Raw genomic sequence first — 22,810 nt, forward strand, 5'->3', positions numbered from 1 at the left:
ACATATTCCCACCTTATGAAAAATGCATCTGCTTTCCCAAGCAGATGCCCTTTTTTTAGGCGTCACTTGGTTAATACAAATTTAAAAGAAAGTGTTTTCATTTTAAATTTGTCAAAGTAAACTATAAGTAATCTGAAGAAAAACGAGGTTATACTATGCCTGATTGGTCTTATCATACAATTTTTAAACCAATGCTCTCAAAGCTTCCTTCTAAAGTTTCAAGAGAAATCATTCATAGTAGCATGAATATAATTTCAACTATGCCATTTGGTCCGAATCTAATCGAATTTCTTGGTCATTTAAATTCTGACAGTTCCCTTGAAAACGAGATTCATAATTTGAAAATTAAAAACCAAATTGGATTAGCCTCTAAGATTGACCCCTATCTATCTGGCACAAATGCTTTTATGAATTTAGGTTTTGGTGTGATTGAAATTGGACCGATCTCTATACACGACACTACTACAAGCAAAAGTCCGCTCATTGACTTGAAATCTAATCAATTAATCGGAACAGAAGAAAATAATGTACTAACACTAGTACAAACAGTTAATAAACTTTCAAAAACACATAAGAAGCTTCCCATTTTTGCGAGAATAGTTGGGAGTTTTGATGAATTTAAAATGATTGAAGCAAGGCTTTCAGGTTTTGTTGATCTATTCATCATAGATCTTGAATTGGCCGGAGATTTAGTAAAAAATAACTGGGTTTCTACAAAACCTATTTGTCTATCAATTTATTCAGATGAAACAGATGTTTTTCTTTTACAAGAAAATTATCCATTCGATTCAATATTCATTGAAGAACTTCCAATTGCTACTGATTTAGAGCAAAAAAACAACTTAATAAATACAATACATAAATTAAAATCAAATCAGTTTGAGAAACCAATTTTTACAAAAGGCGGAGTGGTTGAACCGATCGATGCAATTGAATTAATCGATAGCGGAGCATCATTAGTATTTTTGACTCATGGATATGTGCTTAGTGGTCCTGGTTTACCAAAACGGATCAATGAAGCAGTATTGCATAGAAGAAAAAAAGCGATGACTAGTTTAAATGAAGGATGGATTTGGTACTTTTTATTTGGACTTTTCATGTTTTTAGGAGGATTACTTGCATTATTTATTAGTTTAACTTCCATTCTCCTTCCATATGATGAGCACTTTTTAACGATTAATCGTCAGTTAATTTTACAGTTTAATGATCGAATTCTCCCCTTTATGTCACATGATCGGATGACACTTTCTGGGACGATTATGTCAGGTGGAATATTGTTCATGTCATTGGCCAGAAATGGTATTAAACATCATTATCATTGGGCAAAGAAAGCAACTGACACTAGTGCGTTCGTAGGTTTTTTAGCGATATTCTTATTTATAGGATATGGATACTTTGACTGGTTACACGCTTTATTTTGGATAGTTCTATTAATACCATTCTTAATTGGTCTTTTTAAAACAAGAGGTATCAATCGAAGTCCAGAATCAGAAAATTTAACAAATAATAGCGTTTGGAAGATGAGTTTAATCGGTCAATTATTTTTTATCATACTAGGATTTTCGATTATAATCGGAGGTTGTATTATTTCCTTTGTAGGCGTCACTACTACCTTTGTTAAAACAGATTTAAATTATTTATGCATGTCACCTTCAGGGTTGAATGCGTTTAATCAGCACCTAATACCTGTTATCTCACATGATCGCGCCGGTTTTGGAGGTGGGTTAGTAAGTGTTGGCTTACTAGTACTCATGATTTCATTATGGGGGTTCAGACAAAATCAAAAATGGATTTGGTGGACATTATTGCTTGGGAGCTTACCCGCATTTATAACTGCGTTTGCAGTCCACTTTATGATTGGGTATACAGATTTTTATCATCTATTACCACCAATCATTGCAAGTTTGTTTTTATTGATTGGCGTTATTACATCTTATAGATTTTTGAATTTTACACTTGAAGATTCTTCTGAATAAAAATTTCTTGAAATAAGTAAATCTTAAAAGAGGGAATAATAAAATGGTAAAACCCCGTTTTAAATAAACGGGGTTTTAATTTGGATAGTATAATAGCATACTTAATCGAGTTAAAGTTTCTCCAGAATTATGATATGTATGGGGTCGATCAGCCTTGAATCAAATTGTTTGCTTGGCCAGTGCTGTAAATATAAATCTATATAGCTCGTCTTTAAACGTACTAAACTTGCCACTGCTGCTAATAGCCCTTTAGTTGAAGAAAGGAAGGAACCGTGTTCCCTTAATTTTTTTATACTTCTGCATATTCCACTTTTAATTGTTCTCTTATTTCTTTGTTTTCACCATCTATCTTCTTAATGCAACGCTGCAAAGAAGCAATCAGGGCATCTTTTTTATTGTCATCCAACTCTCGTTTCTTTTGCTTCGATGAAGGTGCTTTCGCTTGTTGTTGTCGCAAGGATTCAATCTGATCACGCAGCTCAAGTTGTTGTATAATGTACATTTGCAACACCGACCACACTTGCCACGCCTAATGGGCTTACTATTATTTATAGGAAAGTTTGTACTCAATAACGAATATATATAGATTAGTAAAATCAGTTTTATCACACATTGGAGGAAGTAGTATGGAGCAATTTCAAAATAATATTAAAGCGTTAGCAAAAAGAACACTTCAACTTAAAGACACAATTTCTACAGAGGAAGCAACAAAAACCTCTTTAGTTATGCCTTTTTTCCAGTCTTTAGGATATGATGTTTTTAATCCTGAAGAATTTCTTCCAGAATTCACTGCCGATGTAGGTATAAAAAAAGGAGAGAAAGTTGATTATGCAATTATTTTAAACAATGAGCCGATGATCTTAATTGAAGCTAAATCAATAAATGAAAATTTACAGAAGCATGATTCACAATTATTTCGATACTTCGGAACTTCTAAAGCAAAGTTTGGCATTTTAACTAATGGCCAAAAATACTATTTCTATACAGATCTGGAAGAACCGAATAAAATGGACTCGACTCCTTTCTTCACTATCGATTTAGAAAATATAAAAGATACGCAAATTACGGAGCTAGAAAAATTTAGAAAAAACAATTTCGATTTACACAATATTATTGACACTGCTTCGGAACTAAAATATTTAAATGCAATTAAGAGCTTTTTGTATAAGGAATTTGAGGATCCAAGCGAGTCGTTCATTTCATTTATTTTAACAGATATATATAATGGTAGAAAAACTCAAGCAGTTCTTGATAAATTTAATAGTATTGTAAGAAAATCATTAAAGCAGTTCTTAAATGAAACTGTAAGCGACAAACTACAAGCTGCTATTCAAACTACTGTATCAACAGATACACCTAAACCAGTTGAAGATGTATCAAACGAGGAAGCCGAAGTTAATAAACCTGCAATTATTACTACAACCGAAGAAATTGAAGGATATGTAATTGCAAAACTATTATTAAAAGAAATTGTTGATGAAGAAAGAATTTATTACCGTGACAATTTAAGCTATTTCAATGTTCTTTTAGATGATTCTATTCGAAAATGGATTTGCAGGTTATATTTAGATGGCACTAAAAAATCCATTCAAATAAATGACGAAAATAAAACAACTTTTACTCTTGATAAGCTTTCTGATATTACATTATACAAAGAAAAATTAATAGATGTATTACGGAAATTTATCTAAAATATAAATACCCCCTATTTCTTCTATAATAGGGGATATTTTTGTTATAAAATGATTGATATAAATTCATGCCAATTATTTATAAAACGAAAAAAGTACAGTTCCTTAATTTTAATACTTAGAAATTGTACTTTTAAATATTTTAATTTCTTTACGTTCTGTATCTGCAATTTTCTTGACGCTACCCCTACTATCAAAATTCCCAAGTGTATTAATTTCAAAGAAAAATTAAGGTTTGTAGAATTATAAGGTCTCCGAAATATCCGAATAAAAAAACCCAGCAATCTAGGAGCCTTAAACTTTTGCCTTCCTCCAATACTCTATAACCTGATCCTTACATGGCTTTAATGGTCGTTAAAATTTTGTGGGGAAGTACATATTTTTAAAAATTTTGTGATTGTGCAGGGAATTTTATTATTATTCAAGTGTAATTTCTTCTTCAGCTGTTTGATAAATATCAATTCGATTATCTACATTAATACGATTAACTAACCATCCCTTTAAATTACATTGTTGAATGAAATCATCTATTCGGTTAACACCATTGATTTCTTTTGGTGTAACAACCACTCCGAACTAAAGTTCGTTATAATATGATGTTGTAACAGAAAAACCTTATTAAATCAACATTTAATAAGGTTTTTCTGTTTTAAATTTGTGCTATTTAATTAAATAATTTCTTTTTTTATTCTTATTTTAAAAAAACAAGTTGTGAACAGTACATTTTATATTTTTTTGGAACTGAAATAGCTGAATCTTTAGATTCTTCATTATTTATCTTTTAATTACTTTTTAGCATCTTTTTCATTCTAATATGGTTTTTTACCGATATAATAAGTCGATTGAATCTTCCCTATCTGTAAACATACATTTATTTTTCGTTGATCCCAATTAAGTCCATTTTGAATCACAATCATATATTCTGATTTATTATTTGTTTAAGCTTTCCTCAATTTTAATAACTAATTGATTTAGTTCATATTCTCCATCATTTAACTCCACTATACATGTATCCGCATCTATTGCAGGTTCAAAACCAAACTTTACAGTTGGTATACTATACTTTTCTTTTAATTTCAAAAAATAGCATAACATTCTTTTTATAGATGCCTCTCTTAAACTCGTTTCGGGAAAATTTAGAGTAATATCACCTAAAGTCTTATCAAAAGAAAATAAAACCATTACATCTTGGAAATGTATTCCAAAATCTAACTGCTTTAGTACTATGTTGCCAGAACCATATGGCATAAGAATGTTCTCAAAGCTACTTATATTTTCAAAACTAACATCTTTCATAGTTTTATTATTAAAAAAATGTGATGACTTAACTTGATCAATAAAAATATTAAGTTCTTCAAATACAAATTTATCAAGATTATACTTTGGAAAATCAACAAGTACAATTTCAAGGTTTTCCATTTAAATCAACCTCTTTCCTAATCTATAAATCCTTTAAAATTTCCATCACGATTAAGTCTGACACCTCTACCATCCTGCAATCTTTTCTCTAGGAATGTATTTCCTTTAGACGTTACCTTTTTAAAGTTTCCAGGCGCATCTAGAATTTCACGTAAATGTTTTTCACCATCTTTGTTTATTTGTGATGAATTCCCCTTCACTTTCCCCCAGGTTTCAGGATGTTTTCCTGCGTGCTTTTGCAATGCATGCCCTACTTTTGTTTCTCCACCTTTTTTAGGAGCCCTTGCCGATTTCATTACTTTTGACTTATTTACTGTAACCTTATTAGGTATCTTTCCTTTATAACTATTTTTCCCTTTAGATGACTTTAATTTGAATTTGAATTTAAAGGATCTACTACCTCCGCCTCCGCCTCCACTGCCGCCACCTCGTGACAGCATTGGTTGGGTTCCGTATCCATCATTATTTGCGGAGTTTCCATCATAATCAAAATACATTACTGGATTATTATTTGAATAGTTATAACCATTTTGTGTTATTGCATCAATTGCATTACCCGGATCAGGATCAAGTGATAAAAAGACTCCCTGGTTAGCTTGGTAATATCTTGAAATTAGGTAATATAATCCTGTTTCTACATCAAATTGATAACCGGCATAACGATAAGGATTATCTTTTACAACCGCATCTTCCTCTACCTTTAATGGGTTACCCCACGCATCATATTCATATTTTGCTACAACTTTGCCTGTCTTATCTGTTAAAGCAATGACATCTCCATGCGAGTTGAAGTGATAAAAATACTTTTCAGTACCTTTCTTCATTGCCAACAATTGTCCTGCTTCAGAATAAACATACGATTTTGTTACCTGGTTTTGGCCATTTGATTCATATAAAACGTTTAAACCATCACCATCATAATGATAATTTGTAGTTATATCTCCAACAGTTTTTTGAATACGATGACCTAATTCATCATATTTGTAAATCGCAAACGGGATGCTTTCCCCTTTTTTGGTAATGGATTCAAGTTGATCCTGTGAATTCCACTTATAAATAAATTGTCCATCTTCTAGTCGATTTCCATTTAAGTCATATTTAATTATTTCAGAATTAAATATTATGAGTTGGTTCTCATTGTTATAATTACTTGTCATGGTTTTCAACGTACCATCTTTTATTTCTTTCACTGTAGTACGATTGCCAAATCCATCGTACAAATACTCTTTAATTGTACCATCTTTTAAAATCTCTTTTTCTAGTTGATCTAGTTTACCATATTCATAGGAGATATATTGGCCATTTGGATACCTAATACTTAAACGGTTGCCATTTTCATCGTAACTATAGGTTTCATCTAGAATTTCTATTCCATCTTTTTGTCCAATCACTACTTGTTGAACGAAGCCACGATCATCATATTTGAAAGATGCTCCTGAGTAATTTCCACTGGTATATGTTTTGACATGTCCACGCTCGCCATAATCAAATCTATAAGAGTATTCTCCATCATATACAACTGTATTCTGATCAAGTTCGTTATAATAGTATTTTAAATTATATTCCCCATCGTTAACATTAAATTCAGATAGCTTATCTGAATTTGTTAAGTATTTCCACTCTTGTGTTGCTCCACGATCTTCAAGTTTTATAACTCGATTCGCAGAGTCGTAAGTTTTTGATTTAGTTCGCCCATCTTTGTCATAAATGACCGATAATTCATTTCCATTTTTATCATAAGTATAACTATAGGTTTTGTCCCCATTAAATGATACACTCTTTACTCTGTCAGTCCCATCATAATCGTTTGAAATGATATTCCCATTTGGTAACAAGCTTTTAGTGTTATTGCCATTAGCATCATATTCGTTTATTGTCTTCTCAGATAAAGGACCTAATGTTTCAATAGCTGCACCATTTTCATCATACTTATAATTAAAAATTTGCTTGTCCCCTTGATAGGTTTCGATTGTCTTCGTTGTTGTATTACCGTTTTTATCATATTGATAGTTAATTGTTGTTTTATTCGCTAATGATAGTTTTGTTAATTGGTCTGCGGCATCGTATTCGTATGTTTTTAGTTCTTTTTTTGCATTCGTTTCACTTATTGTGTTTCCATTTTTATCATACGTCATCTTGGAAATATTTCCTAGCTCATCTTCAGATTCTATCACATAGTTTTTGTCACCATCATAATTACTTTTGGTTACAATGGCACCTTTAATTATACGTAAGCCATCAAACCAAACTGTACCTGTGTAATTACCACTAAATACAGTTGATATTTCAATCTTATTGATAGGTTTTGTGCTCGGAATTTTAACTGCAGCTCGATTCCAATCTTGTGTTCCAATAGGAAAACTTGCAACTATTTCTTCTATTTCACCATTTGTATAAGTAACTTTACCCACAATCGAATAATCTCGATTTGAAACAGTGTCGGTGCTTTTCTTCACCACATTATCAGCTTTCGATAACCCCGTCAGTGTTATATTAAATGGATCATCAGTTAAACTTTGTCCAACAACAACTGTTTGTTTATACTCACTCGTAGCTTGTGTTGTAGCTGTTCTAGCAATTTTTAATGAAGTACTATCCTCAAATCCAGTTGCAGTATCGTTACTACCTCCTGAGCCAGTCCAATTAGTTAACCCATTAAAACTACTATTTAAAATTGGATTATAACTAGAAGAAACCTCTCCTTTTTCTAACTGAATATTATCAAACCAAGCGGAACCAACAGCGGTAATATCATAGTGCTCTATTTCTAAATAAATTCTAATCTTTACTGCATTTGCGGGTGTTTTAAATGATAATTGTCTTTCTGTCCAATTTCTATTTCCAGTAATTTGACTATAGCGATTATCCGTCCATAAAAGAGTATTGTTATTTGCATCCATCACTAAAACATTAAAGAAAGCATTTCCTTTTGAAACATCAGTTTTAATGAGACCACTTAATGTATACTGCCTATTTTCTTCAATAGGTAGTTCTTGTGTAGCTGCTAAAAATCCTTTAGAACTACTTGTTGATTGTGCTGAAATTTTTAATGATTTAGTTCCAGAAAGATTATTTGCTGTTGTTGAATCTACCGTTAGCGTTCCTGTGTCATTAGTCCGGTTAGTTGCCCAACCAGTCAAGTTGTTTTCAAGACTATTATTTGTTATTAGATTTGTTGCAGTAGCTAACGTATAGCTCGATTCTAAAAGATTCCCATTACTCATTCCATTAGTACCTTTTTCGTACTTGGCAATTGATGATGTTTTACCATTTTGATCAGTCTCAGAAACAGCGTCCAAATCGTCATAAGCAATTGTAGTTTGATCTCCCTCAGCATCTACTGCAGAAGTAACATCATTATTTGAATTATACTCATAAGTTTCAGTACCATAGTTATCTTGAGCTGTAAGAACATTTCCATTGCCATCATACGTATACTTTTCAGTTGGAGTAGATGAATTTTGATCATTTGGATCCTTTGATTCTACTAAATTATTACCTTCATAATTAAATGTAGATGTGATATTTAGCCCCCCAACATCTTCAACCACTTTGGTTGGGTTTGCTGCATCATTATAGGTATACTCATCTTTATTACCCTTTGGTGAGGTAACTGTTAGTTTTTTATTAGTTGTATCGTAATCTAATAAATATTTTTGTTTCTTAGGATCTTGTACTTCGATTACTTTTTTCGTATCACCATCGTATACGTATTGATTTACGACTGGCTTATCTATAGTATGATTAGGTTCATATACTTTCTTTAATTTTCCACCAGCATATTCATAGCTTGTAACTTCACCTGCAGTTTGTGTAACTTTTGTTAAGAATCCATTTTGGTAAACATACGAAACCTTTCTGCTGTCTGGTCCTGACACTTCAGAAACGTATCCGTTTGTATCGTATTTAAGATCTAAATGTCTAGGTCTAATAAGTGATGCATCAGTTATAGTTGTTAATTTACCATTTGAATCGTATGTGTATTTTAAAGTATTTCCATAACCGTCTACTATTTTAGTTAATTTACCGGTTGCTTTTGAAAAATAAGATTGCGATTGATCCGTACTCTTCAGGATATATGATTCAGTATCTTCAGTTAATTCCAGATAGATACCTGTAGGTGCTTGATATGCACCATCAATTTTTTCAAACTGATGTAATGTCCCATCTTCGTCAACTAAAGTAACCTTGCTTTTATCACTAGAAGCCGTTACTTTCATATCTAAATCTGAATGCCATCCAGGTCCAAAAAGCCCTACTGAAGTTGACATACTATTGTAAGTTCTGTGTAATCCTAACTCAGGCCCTCTACCTGAAATTGAATAATCCTCTTCATCCACAATTAAATTACCAGTTGCTACATTTACTTTTCCATACGGTACATCAATAAATGACCAATAATCTTCGGTACCTAAAAAAGGAACTGGTTGTCCAATTGGTGTCCTAAAATAAGTTGATGAATAGATAGTTTCTCCATCGCCATCGTATGCGCTTATCCGAAAATAGTAATATGGACTAGTGGCATAAGTTGTACCATTTTTCGCATATAACTTAAAAGGTTCTAGAGGAAGTTCTTCGCCACCATAGTAAGTATCTGATTCACTCTTCGGATGATAGAGATTTTTCATTCCGCCATCAATATCAGCTTGACTAGGCCAAATACCCTTATTTTGCGTCGTCCAAGTATCTACATCTTTAACATCATATGATTCATAATCTTTACCATTATATACCCATACTTTATACCCTTCAGCACCTGCAATTTTATCCCAATTTAAAATGATATAGCCAGAATTATTAATATTCGTATAAGCCCTGCCAGTTGGTGGTTTAGGCACTGGTAAACTTGAAATCGTCGGTCCAAAATAAGAACTAGAGTAGACTGATTCTCCTGTGTCATTATATGCGCTTACTCTTATATAATAATGATGTATATTTGCATAAGCAGTTCCAGCATTTGCATAGGTCGGTGCAGGATCAAGAGGTAATTCAGCACCTGCATTGTCATCTAGATGTAAAGCATATTTTCTAGCACTAATCTCAGCTGAAGTTGGCCAATATTTTTTACCTTTTGTTGTCCATGAAGTCACATTCCCAACATCTAATGATTCATATGCAACCCCGTTCCACATCCATATTTTATAGCCTTTTGCACCTGTTACAGCATCCCATTTAAAATCAGCATACCCCGTGCCATTTCCATTTGTATAACTTGTACCAGTAGGTGTTGCTGGTCTCAGAGTATTTGGGATAGTTGGCATATAAGCGTTTGAACGTACACTCTCACCTAATGGATAAATAGCAGTTATTCGAAACCAATAATTAGTTCGATCCGGATATATTTTCCCATTTTCTTTATATAGAGTAGAAGGGTCCAGTGGTAGTTCAGTACCACCCTCTGAACTATTGTGATGTAATGCGTAATTACCTTTTGCAATGTCATCTGAGGATGGCCATATTTTTTTCCCTTTAGTTGTATACGAAGTTGCTGTTCCTACAGGAAATGCTTCATAATCTTTACCATTAAAAATCCAAACATTATAACCTGTAGCTCCTGGGATAGGATTCCAATCTAAATCTACATACCCAGTGTTACTACCATCTCCATAAGAGTACACTTTGCCAGTAGGTACAGCAGGTGTAGGAATCGTGTAATCAACTGAAATATACGGATTATTATCTGAATTTGAAGTTGAGACGATTTTTTTCCAATAAGACTGTCCGTTACCGTTTTCATGTATCTTAAAACCATAATTCGATAACGAACCACTTAACCAGCTTTTCACTGTGCTTGTGACGTCAAATCTCGCCCACTGATCTTTGGCTACACTTATAGTTTTAATATTTGTCGAACTAGGTCTTGTATTCCAAGTAACTGTAGAGTTGGTCCAAGATTCCGTATTCCGATCTAAAAAAATATCAGTTGCACTAGCTGATGCACTATGCGTAACATATGCATTAAAAGTTGCGTTTGTTATCGTTAGGCCATTTAGGTTAGCTGGTAAAGGTTGATTTAATAGTGCATAACAATTTCCTGTTGTGCTATCATAGTTACCAACTTTTAATATATACTCACCTAATCCTGAATCCCATTTCGATGTCGTGCTTGAATAGTTTGTTGTGGGATACGCACCCATGACAAATGTATCTGATGAGTTTGTTACTGAAGTTGTTGGATCAATAAAGATTGGAAATACACGATCTGAACTATCTAACCATTCTGTATCTGCATTTAGTGTTAACAGATATCCCTCTTCAGTTTTTTGAATCTCATAATTTACTTTATCAGAAGTTGCAGTTTCTCCCGATCCTTCATTATAATTTGAGTCAGACATAATTGGCTTTGGTAATTCAAAAACCTTCTTATTATCTTCATCTTTTAACAGGATGCTACCATCCTCAATTACTGCTTTTAAATCTGTTGTTAATTTAAATTTAAAAATATGATATCCATCGTATTGATGTAATACTAAATCTTCTTTGGTATTCTGACTAAATGTGTAATTTTGTAAGTCAATTGAAGGAAAAATACCTTTATGTTCAATTTTATTAGAATTTTCAACAAAAGTAGCGTCAACATCTTTTGCGTCTAATGTGGTTTTATCTTCTCCAATAGCTTGTAAGATTGATAGTGACAATGAATGTCCTTCATATGAAAAATTAGCATATTTACCATTAGACATCGTTTTTAAGAAATCAGTGTCAATTGCTGTATTTTCAGTAGTTACTATATTAGTAGCCGTTATATCTTTTACTAAATCAGAAGAAATTTCTTCATATGTATTTTCCCCTTCTTCTCTAGTATGGATTGGGTCAAAATATATATTTTCAGTATATTTTCCATTTCCATTATAGAATGTTTTTGTATTCTCAGTCCGTTCTTCTATTATTTCCCCTATTTTAGCTTCTGATGTAGCATCTTCGGTATCTTTAAAATGAGTTGTAACTGTAGCTTTTTCCTCTGTATAACCCGTCTCGGCTAAAATGCTAGTAGGAAGTGATGTGAATATAAAGAAGAATAAAATAAAACATATTAAAAACTTTTTAAATCTACTATTCCCCAAGTAGTTATCCTCCTATGATTTTATTTTTCCAAATAATTCAACTTCCTCTACCCTCCTTAATACTTTTTTAATAAAACTACTTTATTATTATAATTAAATTAAAATTTAATAACAATCTAATAATATTTATAATTCACATTATTTACACAATATATATATATCTATCTTTTATTATATAAACCTATAATTTTTCAATTTAATTATAGGCCTCAATTGTTTACTAACAAAACAGCTAAACAATTATTACTATAAGTGTTCATTAAAGTACACCTAAACGAACGATTATAAAATACTTATAATCTTTTAAAATATTAGTTCGTTATTATATAAAAATGAATTTGCGGACGTTCGATGGAATCTTATAGATTTACGAACGTAATTTGGTATAATTTATGTATCAAATTGGAAAAAGGAATGAAAATAATGGATAGTCGGAAATTTGGATACATTCGAGTAAGTAGTAAGGATCAAAATGAACAAAGACAATTAGATTCCATGAAACAACATGGTATTGATGAGCGTGATCTTTTCATTGATCAACAAAGTGGTAAAAATTTTAATCGAGAACAATATCAATTGTTGAAACGGATCCTAAGAAAAGGAGACATCCTTTATATCCATTCCCTTGATCGATTCGGAAGAAATAAAGAAGGCATTTTGGAGGAATGGAACGACATAACGAAAAATATTCAAGCTGACATTGTCGTCTTGGATATGCCATTGTTAGATACGACTCAATATAAAGATAGTTTAGGTACATTTATCGCAGATCTTGTTTTGCAAATCTTATCTTGGATGGCTGAAGAGGAACGGGAAAGGATTCGTAAGCGTCAACGAGAGGGAATTGATGCAGCTCTACGAAATGGGGTTAAATTCGGGAGACCAACTATACAACTTGGTGAAGAATTTGAAACTGTATATAAACGATGGAAGTCAAAAGAAATAACAGGGGTTGCTGCAATGAAGGAATTAGGATTGAAGAAAACATCATTTTATAAACTTGTAAAAGAGTATGAGGAAAAGTCTAATTAATGACATATATATAATAGGAAGAAACTAGTACAGAAATATAAACTTTATTATCGTAAAGATAGTTTCTTTTATCACATTAATAAATAATTTCTTTTATAAAGAAACCACACTCTACACAATACTAATTTGATTTTTGACTTACTAATGAAAACAAAACATCAATAACCTTTAAATTTCTTCTACTTTCTTCTCGTAGTCTTCTAGTTGTTTCAAGTGCTAAATAAACAAAAGCTCACTTTTATATTAAGTGAGCTTAAGGTTCAGCTTTTTATAAATTATTTTTCAATCTTATAACTCAGTTTTACATTCATTAATTTTGTTACGTGTTTCATCATTTATATATAATGAAAGTGACTCTTCAAAATATTCTAAAGCTATTTGAAACCTACCTTCTTCAATACACTCCATTCCTAATTCGTAATATTCCATACTTTCTTCAATTATATATGATAACTGTTTTATATTTGAACACATATGTTTCCGTGCTTCCTTAATAAGGCTCTTATCCTCTACAAGTAGTATCAATATTTTACTAATGATTTCTTTGCTTATTAAATCATTATCTCCTACTTTTAATTCAAAATAGTTGAATAAAGTTTTTACAAATGGAACTTCCATTCTGTTTTCCAGCAAAAAAATTAAATTTTCACCGACTACACTTATAAAGAATTTATTTTGATCAAAATGTCCATTCCGATGAATTATCTCGTAATAAGCTGGAGAATAAGTTGGGAACTGATTCAAGAAATCATTAATTAATGTATTAGCACTCACATTATTCCCCACTTTCAATTATAATTTTAATAATATTTTTGGTGTTTTGACCCATAAACTTCCAAGCTCTTTCTAGAACAATCTCATTATATATAATTGGTGGAAAGACACTAACTGCCATTACATTATTTAATTCTTCGTCACCATTTTCCAACATATATTCTATGAATGTTATTATTTCTTTTACTCTTTCCTGCTCCATATTATTCCATAATAAAAATAATAAATGTTTACTGATTACATCACTATAAAAAATATGAGGTAAGAAACACTCGTTAAATTCTACATGAACTTCAAATGCAGGTAAATATTCGGGAAAATTCTTTAAGAAAAGCTGAGTAATCTGATTTATATTTAACATACTACCACCTCAATATTTTCCATTTAATGCCTTTTTTAATTTAACATATAAATCATGAGCTATTTCAATTTCTTTTTTGGTAATATCCTTTTTCTTTAATGTTTTTGAAAGACCAGTTAAAGTATCTTTAGCTTTTTTTATATGAGATTTCCCTCCTGTAATAATCCCCTTTCTAACTTCTAAACTTACTGCATCCATAAGACTACCATCGCCTACTTTACCGGGACGATATATATTGGTAATAATATTTTTTAACTTTTGTAATTTTACTTTTTTTAATAAATTTTTACCAATTTGTGAAACAGCTACTCCGCCCGCGCCTGCGCCAACGCCTTGTCCCATAACCTGTTCTTCTTTTTCACCATTTTTATCAATTAATTGAATAGGGTTATTACTTACGTATATATATCCATTTTGTGAAAGTAGTTCCTTTTCATCACCTGCTAAATGATCAATTGATAAAAATTCACCTGTTTTAGGTTGATAATACCTCGCCTTTAAGTAGTACATTTTTATTTCATTATCGTACATATATCCTGCATATCGGAATGGATTGTCAGCAGCTAACCCTTGTGATGAATTTTGTATCACATTGCCCCATGCATCATATGCATAAGTTGCAACCACTTGATTATTATCATCTGTTAATGCAATAACATCTCCATGAGCATTATAATGGTAATAAAATAGTTGTCCTTGAGTTTTCATTGCAAGACGTTGACCGGTTGCTGAATAAACATAAGATCGTAAAACTAAACCTGTACCATCTGTTTCATATAAGATGTTAATACTATCTCCATCATAAAAATACTTTGTTATTACACTATCAACAGTTTTTTCAATACGACGCCCTTGCTCATCATATTTATATAATGTATACGGTGTACTTTCTCCGTTTTTCGTAATTGAAATTAGTTGACCTAATGGATTCCACTCGTAACGATAATCTCCATCATCTGTACGATTACCATCATCATCATACTGAATTGGGTCATTACCAAATTCAACTAATTGATTTTCCTTATTAAATTGGGAGTTTGTTTCAATTGTTACACCATCTTTGGCTACTTTTACATTTGTACGGTTACCAAAGCCGTCATAACTATAAATCTTTTTAGTTCCATCTGGAAGTTCTTCTGAAGTTAATTGATTTAAAGAATCATATGTGTAAACAACTGCTTGATTGTTTGGTAAATTTACTTTGGTACGATTACCATTCTTATCGTACTCATATGATTCATCTAAAAGGATTGAACCATTAGCTGATTGAATTCGCTCTGTATCGATTAAATTTCGATCATTATATTGATAAGATGTACTCGAATTATTGCCTGCATTATAGGAGCGCAAGTTTCCAAGTTCATCATAACTAAATAAAAAGTTCTTGCCACTGTTTGAAACAATTGAATTTTGATTCATATTATTATACGAATAACTTGTTGTTTCAGACATTGGTCCTTGGTCAAAAGTTGTGCTTATTAGTTTATCTGAATCAGATGGATACAACCACGTTTGGACTGAGCTTGTCGTTCCTTGCGTTATGGTTTTTTTAGTAATACGGTTCTGAGTATCAATTACATCGTTTGTAGTTGTTCGATTTAATTGATTATTGACAACTTTTGTTTGGTTTCCATTTCCATCGTACGAAAAATCATAATAGTTTATATGATTGTAAGCAATTGAAGTTAAACAATCTGAACCATCATAAGTATTTGAAATCGTTGTACCACTTGGCAATGTTGATTCAATTAAACGACTATTATCATCGTATTTATTTGTTGTAATATCATTAAGAGGTCCAGTTGTTTTTATTAAATTACCACTGTTATCATATTCATATTGAAATATTTGATTTCGATTATCTGCAGTACTATTAATAGTTTTACTTGTTTGTAAACCTGCTTTATATTTGTATTCGATAGTTGTATTATTCGCAGATGTGACTTTATCCAGTTGATTCGCATTATCATAATGGAATTGTTTCACATTTTGACTCGCATCTGTTACCTTTGTTTGATTTCCAAACGAATCATATTCAAATTTAGTTGAATAATTTGCTTGGTCAGTCGTTTGATTTAAGTAATTACCCTCAGTATCATAGATCGATATTAATTTATTTTTTCCTTTTATAATTCGAATGCCATCAAACCATGCGGTACCTGTAAAGTTCCCTCCAAAAACAACAGACACATCAATTGTATTGATTGGTTTGGTTGTGGTTGCTGAGGTATCTGCATATGCTCGATTCCACTCTTTCGTTCCGTCTAAAAAGTTTGCAGTAATTGTTGCGTTTGTTCCATCTGTGTAATTAATGACTGCTTTTAATGCATATTTAGTAGAATCTTTCGTGCCATCAATTGGAATAACAACATTTGTTGCTTTAGACAATCCCGTTAAAGTTAGATCAATTGGTTGATCATCTGGTTTTTGTCCAATTAAAACCGTTTGTTTATACTCATTTGTAGGAGCTGTTGAACTTGAACGAACGATTTTTAATGAATTTGATGAATCAAACTGTTCAGTTGAATCAACGGTACCACCACTACCTGTCCAAGATGTAAGTGAGTTTTCAAACCCTCCATTTTCAATTGGATTAAAGTTAGATTGAAACTCTGCCTTTTCTAATTGAACAGAATCAAACCACACGTCACCTTTACCATCAATAGAGTTATGATCTACCTCTAGTTTAACTTGAACTTTCGTTGTGCCAGCTGGCGTTTTAAAAGAAAAAGGTCTATTAATCCAATCTTGTTTTCCAGAAACATTAATTGTTCCGATTGTAGTTCCAATGCTTGTACCACTAGCATTAAAAAACTGGAATCGATAGATGGCGTTCACTTTTGATAAATCTGACTTAATATCTGAACTTAAAGTATAATTCGTATTTTCTTTGATGTTTGAAATCGTTTGGTACAGGTATAGATATCCGAATGAATTTGATGTTGATTGTGGAGAAAATTTGATTGATTTATTTCCACTAATGCCGTTCTTCCCGATCGAATCAATACTAATTGTACCAGTATCATTTACAGGGGTGACAATTTTAGTCCAACCTATCAAACCATTTTGAAAACTACCATTTGTTAATAAATTTGTTGCTGCACTTAAACTATTACTAGTCTCGATTGCATTCCCATAGTTATCATATTTAGTATAGGATGCAATTGCATTTGTAATATCATTATCCGATACAGCATTTACTCCATCATAAACTGTCGTTGATTCTTTTGACTCTGTATCTGTATAAGAAGTTTGATTATTTAAATTGTCATAATCAAAATCTTCAGTACCATAGTGAGATGTAGCTGTAGCCGTATTACCGTTGGAATCATATGAATAGGATTCAGTTGGCGATTTTCCAACGTCGTTTCGATCAACGTCGTTTGGATCATATGATTCTTTTAATCTATTACCTTCGTAATTATAAACTATCGTTGTATTTTTCCCACCAACATCTTCTTTTATTTTAGTCGGATTGGCATCTGCATTGTACCAATACTGATTGATTTTATCATTTGGGAATTGAACTTTTACAAAATTTCCATCTGAATCAGAATCATAAGTTAGTTGATAGATTTTATCCATTGGATCAGTTATGGAAGTTACTTGATCATCTTGATATACGATATTAATTGTTGGCGTAGTCGTAGAAATTACTGGTAATGATACTTTAGTCATTTTATTTTCAGAATCATATTCGTATTGAGTTATTTCATTATTTGGATCGGTTACTTTTGACAGCAACATACCACTATACTCATAATTGATTGTACGGCTCGAAAATAAACTTAACTGATTGATATGTCCTTCAACATTATATTGAATATCTACCACTTTTCGATTTGACGCATCAGATATTGATGTCAATTGATTATTAGTGTAATTTAATGTTGTTTTAAGATGATTTCCATCTTCTATACTTTTAATATGACCAGTCGTCTTATCGAAAGTCTTTGTTATTTGACTATTATCTTTAAGTGTAAGTTCTGAGCCATTATCTGTTAATGTTAAATCAACGCCTGTTGGTGGTTGATATACTCCTTTTGAATCTTTTTCAAATGTTAAAAGTGTGCCATCTTCATCTACATAATGAGCATCATTATTTATTAATGTAATCGATTCATCTAAGTTACTATGCCAGCCTACTCCAAATAATCCATTGATTGTTGACTGACTATTATAAGTTCGTTCAATTGTGATGCCTGGTCCTTTTCCACCTAATGAAAAATCATTTTCACTTCTGATATAGTTACCAGTTGCAGTATTAACACTACCACCAGGTACATCGACATATGACCAGTAGTCTTGCATACCGAGGAATGGTACTGCTTCACCAATGACTGTTCTAAAGTAAGTTGAGGAATAAACAGTTTCACCTTGGCTATTATACGCACTTATCCTAAAGTAATAGTATGGACTAGTTGCATAGGTTGTCCCATTTTTCGCATATAGTTTTGATGGTTCGAGAGGTAATTCTTCTCCACCATAATTGGAATCATCTGGATTAGTCGGATGATGTAGATTTTTCCTACCATCATTATCAATTTCCGATTGACTCGGCCAAATTCCTTTATTTTGTGTGGTCCAATTATCTACATCCCCTACATCATAGGATTCATAGTCTTTTCCATTGTAAACCCATACTTTATAACCTGTTGCTCCCGAAATCTTATCCCAACTCAAGTTTACGTATCCTGAGTTACTTTGACTTAAATTTGTATAAGCTCGTCCTGTTGGAGGACTAGGTACAGGGATTAGCGGAATGTATGAATAAGATGCTGCAGGTTGCACCGTCTCACCGTTAGCATTATATGGAACAATTTTTAATACATAATATCTTGGTTTATAATTTGGATTCGCCTTTTGATAGACTATAGACGGATCTATTGCTAGTTCATCACCCGATTTTGTGTTATCTAAATGTAAATCATAACTTTCTGTCGGTTTTGGCCAATACTTTTTATCTTTCGTTGTCCATGATGTCACATTGCCTATATCTAATGATTCGAATGCTTTTCCGTTATACATTAAGAACTTGTAACCAGTTGCACCTGTCACAGGCTTCCAACTTAAATCAATATATCCGTTTGTTCCTCTAGTAAAACTATTAACAGAGGTCATTTCTGCAAATTTCAGATTTGGTATCGTCGGTTTAAAAGGTAGGTCAGATTGCGTACTTTCACCTAATGGATAGATAGCTTTTATTCGAAACCAATAATTTGTATTTGTAGGGTATTTATTTCCATTCTTTTTATATAAGGCTGATGGATCATTTGGTAGTTCCACTCCACCACTTGTCCCATCATGTAATGTAAAAACTCCACTTGCGATTTCTGATGGCGATGGCCAAATTTTCTTCCCTTTCGTGCTCCAACTTGTTACATTTCCAACAGAAAACTCATCATAATCATTCCCATTGAAAATTAACACTTTATAACCAGTCGCACCTGGAACTGCATCCCAATTTAAATCAACGTATCCTGAATTGGTACTATCACCATATGAATAGGCATATCCAGTTGGTGAATCAGGTGTAGGAATAGTATAGTTAACGGATATGTATGGATTGTTATCAGAATTTGAAGTTGAAATTATTTTTTTCCAATAAGATGATCCATTTCCGTTTTCATGTAATTTAAGACCATAATTAGTTAAAGAACCACTTAGCCAACTTTTTACTGTATTTGTAATATCGAAGTTGGCCCACTGACCCTCTCCTACAGTAGTAGTTGCTATATTTGTAGAACTTGGTTTCGTATCCCAAGTTACAGATGAGTTAGACCATGTTCCTGTAATACGATCTAACCAAATACCGTTTGCACTGGAAGAGGCACTATGTTTTACGTATGCATTAAAGGAAGCATTAGTAATCGTTAAACCAGTTAAATTTGCTGGTAAACCTTGGTTTAAAAAGGCATAACATGTACCTGTGGTAGCATCATAATTACCAATTTTTAAGATATATGCACCTAACCCAGCGTCCCATTTTGATGATGTACCCGAATAGTTTGTTGTTGGATAAGCACTCATTACAAAAGTATCTGATGAATCCGTTACAGAAGTTGTAGGATCAATAAATACTGGGAACACTCGATTAGGACTTGCTAACCAATCTGGATCAGCATTTAACGTTAATTTATATCCACCATCTATTTCTTCGATATCGTAGCTCACTTTATCAGATGTAACTGCTTCTCCGGAACCTTCATTAATATTCGAATCCGACATAAATGGTTTCGGCAATTCAAAAATCTTCTTATCATCGTCATCTTTCATTTGAATATTGCCATCTTCATCAATCGTCGCTTTTAAGTCAGTTTGAATATTAAAAGTAAAAATATGATAACCATCGTATTGGTGTAAAACTAAATCTTCTTTTGTATTTTGATTAAAGGTGTAGTTTTGTAAATCAATTTGAGGAAAAACACTTTCATGAACAATTTTGTTCGTATTCTCAACAAACTTGGCATCAACATCACTTGCGTTTAATGTTGTTTTATCTTCTCCCGCAGCCTGTAATATAGACAATGACAAAGAATGCCCTTTATATGAAAAATTAGCGTATTTGCCATTTGACATTGTTTTAAGGAATTCAGTATCAATCGCAGTATTTTCTGTTGTTATAATATTTGTAGTTGTATTATCTTTTACTAAATCCGGAGAAATTTCTTCGAAGTTTGTTTCTCCTGGTTCTTTCATATTTACAGGTTCAAAGTAGACTTTTTCAGTGTATTTACCGTCGCCATTATAGAATGTCTTGGTATTAGCCGTACGCTCATCAATTAATTCTCCGACTTTTGGTTCAGTATCTTCAACTGAGTTTGTTTGAACTATTGTCTCATCAACTTTTTTCGTACTAGTTAATTCTTCAGCAAATGCTTTTAATTGAATTGAACTAATAACTAAAACTGTTAACACAATCCTAACAAAGAAAAGCCTTAGTGTATGTTTCTTCATGTGTATAGCCATCCTCTTATTCAATTTTGATATGTTCTAGATAGATATTGAACAATTTTTTCTGAATTCCATATTCCTTTCGTAATATTTTGAAAACAAATAAAATTATAAATTCGTTACATTTTTATTACAATGTTTTTACTGAATATTATAAATTTTTAATACTATATCCAACTAATCAACTATAAATTTATTAGTCTTTAAACAACGCAATATTACTAATTATTCATTTTTTTAATATTAAAAGATCCGAGTTATTCTCTCATTATTATCATTATTTCTAATCAATAAAAAAGCTTGTAGTCAAGTGGAATTACCCTCTTTGTCTATCAAACTAAAGGTCACTTATAATTGATCTGCATATATTAAATACAACTCAATATGGGGTAGCGTCAGAGAAATGCGGATTTACAACGTTAAGACACTTTTTTGGAAATAAAACTCTGATTTATCTATGCAAAGTAAAAGAATCCGGTTTTATTTTGCCTTCTTATTTTAAAACTTTTCGATTTCTAAATACTGTCATCTCAAACTAATGCAACCCGTTAGCACAACAACGGAGTAATATACTGGAGTTTGACCACTATGACATAAACACTATAAAATAAAAACATACTAAATTGAAGGTTTTTGTTTGTTAAACTTATGTTTAGAGCTGGGTGTGTAACGCTTTCTTAATGACTTCGTGCATAAAGAAAGTGCCATTTATAGGATAAAAAATAAAGTATATAAAAAGAACAGGGGACTATAAATGGATATCATAATTCGACCAGAACTCAATACAGAATATAATACAACTGAAGAAATTATTAAAAATGCCTTTTTGAATGAAGAATATAGCGATAAGAGAGAACATTTACTTGTAAATAGGATTAGAAAATCAGATGCATTCATTCCTGAACTTTCATTAGTCGCATTAAGTCAAGGTAATAAGGTTATAGGTCATATTCTTCTATCTAAAATAAAAATTGTAGATGGTGATAACGCAGTCGATTCTTTGGCACTTGCTCCAGTTTCTGTAACTCCTGAGTATCAGAAAAAAGGAATCGGAAGACAGTTAATTCACGTTGCCTTAAAAAACGCAAAAGACCTTGGTTATAGTTCAGTAATTGTTTTAGGACATAAAGATTATTATCCTAAGTTTGGTTTTAAACCAGCTAGCTTATGGAATATTCAAGCCCCATTTGAAGTGCCTGATGAGGTATTTATGGCTCTAGAATTAACACATAATTCTCTTGAAAAAGTGCAAGGTGTCGTTCATTATTCAAAAGCTTTTTTAGAGTAAAAGCTTTTGAATGATTAGATTTTAATTAAAAAGAGGTTGTCCGAAAATTGTTTTATAACATTTTCTATTTCGAATTAAGAAATACGTTCTTTTTTTGTTTTACTTGCATTCCGGAGGTTTTTGAAAAAATTCCAGGAATGTTGTTAATCTAAAACTTACTTTTAATTCATTTTTTTTAAAATCCTCCTTACTCCTTTAAAGTGATTTTTAATGGAGTAATGGAAGATATAGCATCTGTCTAAAATCGCTTA

11 protein-coding genes and 1 pseudogene are annotated in these 22,810 nt (G+C 31.9%); 4 read left to right on the forward strand and 8 right to left on the reverse strand.

Annotated features, from left to right (window positions below):
* Positions 1-155 precede the first annotated feature (155 nt).
* Complete coding sequence (locus tag AN960_RS09770; protein WP_056470315.1) at positions 156-1,976, forward strand: dihydroorotate dehydrogenase; 1,821 nt, start codon at positions 156-158, stop codon at positions 1,974-1,976.
* A gap of 75 nt (positions 1,977-2,051) precedes the next feature.
* Here the strand turns inward: AN960_RS09770 and AN960_RS25055 are convergent.
* Together AN960_RS25055 and AN960_RS09775 are read right to left on the reverse strand one after the other, a co-directional pair.
* Positions 2,052-2,135, reverse strand: a pseudogene (locus AN960_RS25055) (DNA-binding protein); the annotation flags it as partial.
* 130 nt (positions 2,136-2,265) lie between these two features.
* Positions 2,266-2,478, reverse strand: coding sequence for a hypothetical protein (locus tag AN960_RS09775; protein WP_056470316.1), 213 nt, complete (start codon positions 2,476-2,478; stop codon positions 2,266-2,268).
* A gap of 124 nt (positions 2,479-2,602) precedes the next feature.
* Here AN960_RS09775 and AN960_RS09780 point away from each other — a divergent pair, with 124 nt between their 5' ends.
* Positions 2,603-3,667, forward strand: a complete 1,065-nt coding sequence (locus AN960_RS09780; RefSeq protein WP_056470319.1) for a type I restriction endonuclease — start codon at positions 2,603-2,605, stop codon at positions 3,665-3,667.
* 417 nt (positions 3,668-4,084) lie between these two features.
* On the opposite strand, the gene AN960_RS24765 is transcribed toward AN960_RS09780, so the two are convergent.
* The 3 genes from AN960_RS24765 to AN960_RS09790 all read right to left on the reverse strand — a co-directional run bounded on the left by AN960_RS24765 (position 4,085) and on the right by AN960_RS09790 (position 12,150).
* Entirely contained in the window at positions 4,085-4,237 is a 153-nt protein-coding gene (locus tag AN960_RS24765) for a hypothetical protein (protein ID WP_172795407.1), read from the reverse strand.
* A gap of 360 nt (positions 4,238-4,597) precedes the next feature.
* On the reverse strand, positions 4,598-5,086 hold the full coding sequence (locus AN960_RS09785) for a Cdi1I family immunity protein (protein ID WP_056470322.1): 489 nt from the start codon (positions 5,084-5,086) through the stop codon (positions 4,598-4,600).
* 17 nt (positions 5,087-5,103) lie between these two features.
* Complete coding sequence (locus AN960_RS09790) at positions 5,104-12,150, reverse strand: tRNase toxin domain-containing protein (RefSeq protein WP_056470324.1); 7,047 nt, start codon at positions 12,148-12,150, stop codon at positions 5,104-5,106.
* A 423-nt stretch (positions 12,151-12,573) separates the two neighbouring features.
* On the opposite strand from AN960_RS09790, the gene AN960_RS09795 reads away from it, so the two are divergent.
* Positions 12,574-13,182 carry a recombinase family protein gene (locus tag AN960_RS09795; protein ID WP_056470326.1) on the forward strand — a complete coding sequence of 203 codons (609 nt, stop codon included), beginning with the start codon at positions 12,574-12,576 and terminating at the stop codon, positions 13,180-13,182.
* A gap of 288 nt (positions 13,183-13,470) precedes the next feature.
* Here the strand turns inward: AN960_RS09795 and AN960_RS09800 are convergent, their stop codons facing one another.
* From AN960_RS09800 to AN960_RS09810, 3 genes are read right to left on the reverse strand one after another with little or no spacing between them, the layout of a single operon-like run.
* Entirely contained in the window at positions 13,471-13,956 is a 486-nt protein-coding gene (locus AN960_RS09800; protein ID WP_056470329.1) for a tetratricopeptide repeat protein, read from the reverse strand.
* Between the two features lies 1 nt (position 13,957).
* Positions 13,958-14,317, reverse strand: coding sequence for a DUF7674 family protein (locus AN960_RS09805; RefSeq protein ID WP_056470332.1), 360 nt, complete (start codon positions 14,315-14,317; stop codon positions 13,958-13,960).
* Between the two features lie 9 nt (positions 14,318-14,326).
* Complete coding sequence (locus AN960_RS09810; RefSeq protein ID WP_056470335.1) at positions 14,327-21,274, reverse strand: DNRLRE domain-containing protein; 6,948 nt, start codon at positions 21,272-21,274, stop codon at positions 14,327-14,329.
* A gap of 751 nt (positions 21,275-22,025) precedes the next feature.
* On the opposite strand from AN960_RS09810, the gene AN960_RS09815 reads away from it, so the two are divergent.
* Positions 22,026-22,559 carry a GNAT family N-acetyltransferase gene (locus AN960_RS09815; RefSeq protein ID WP_056470340.1) on the forward strand — a complete coding sequence of 178 codons (534 nt, stop codon included), beginning with the start codon at positions 22,026-22,028 and terminating at the stop codon, positions 22,557-22,559.
* The last annotated feature ends 251 nt before the right edge of the window (positions 22,560-22,810 follow it).

This window comes from Bacillus sp. FJAT-25509, from assembly GCF_001420605.1.
GTDB lineage: Bacteria > Bacillota > Bacilli > Bacillales > Bacillaceae_G > Gottfriedia.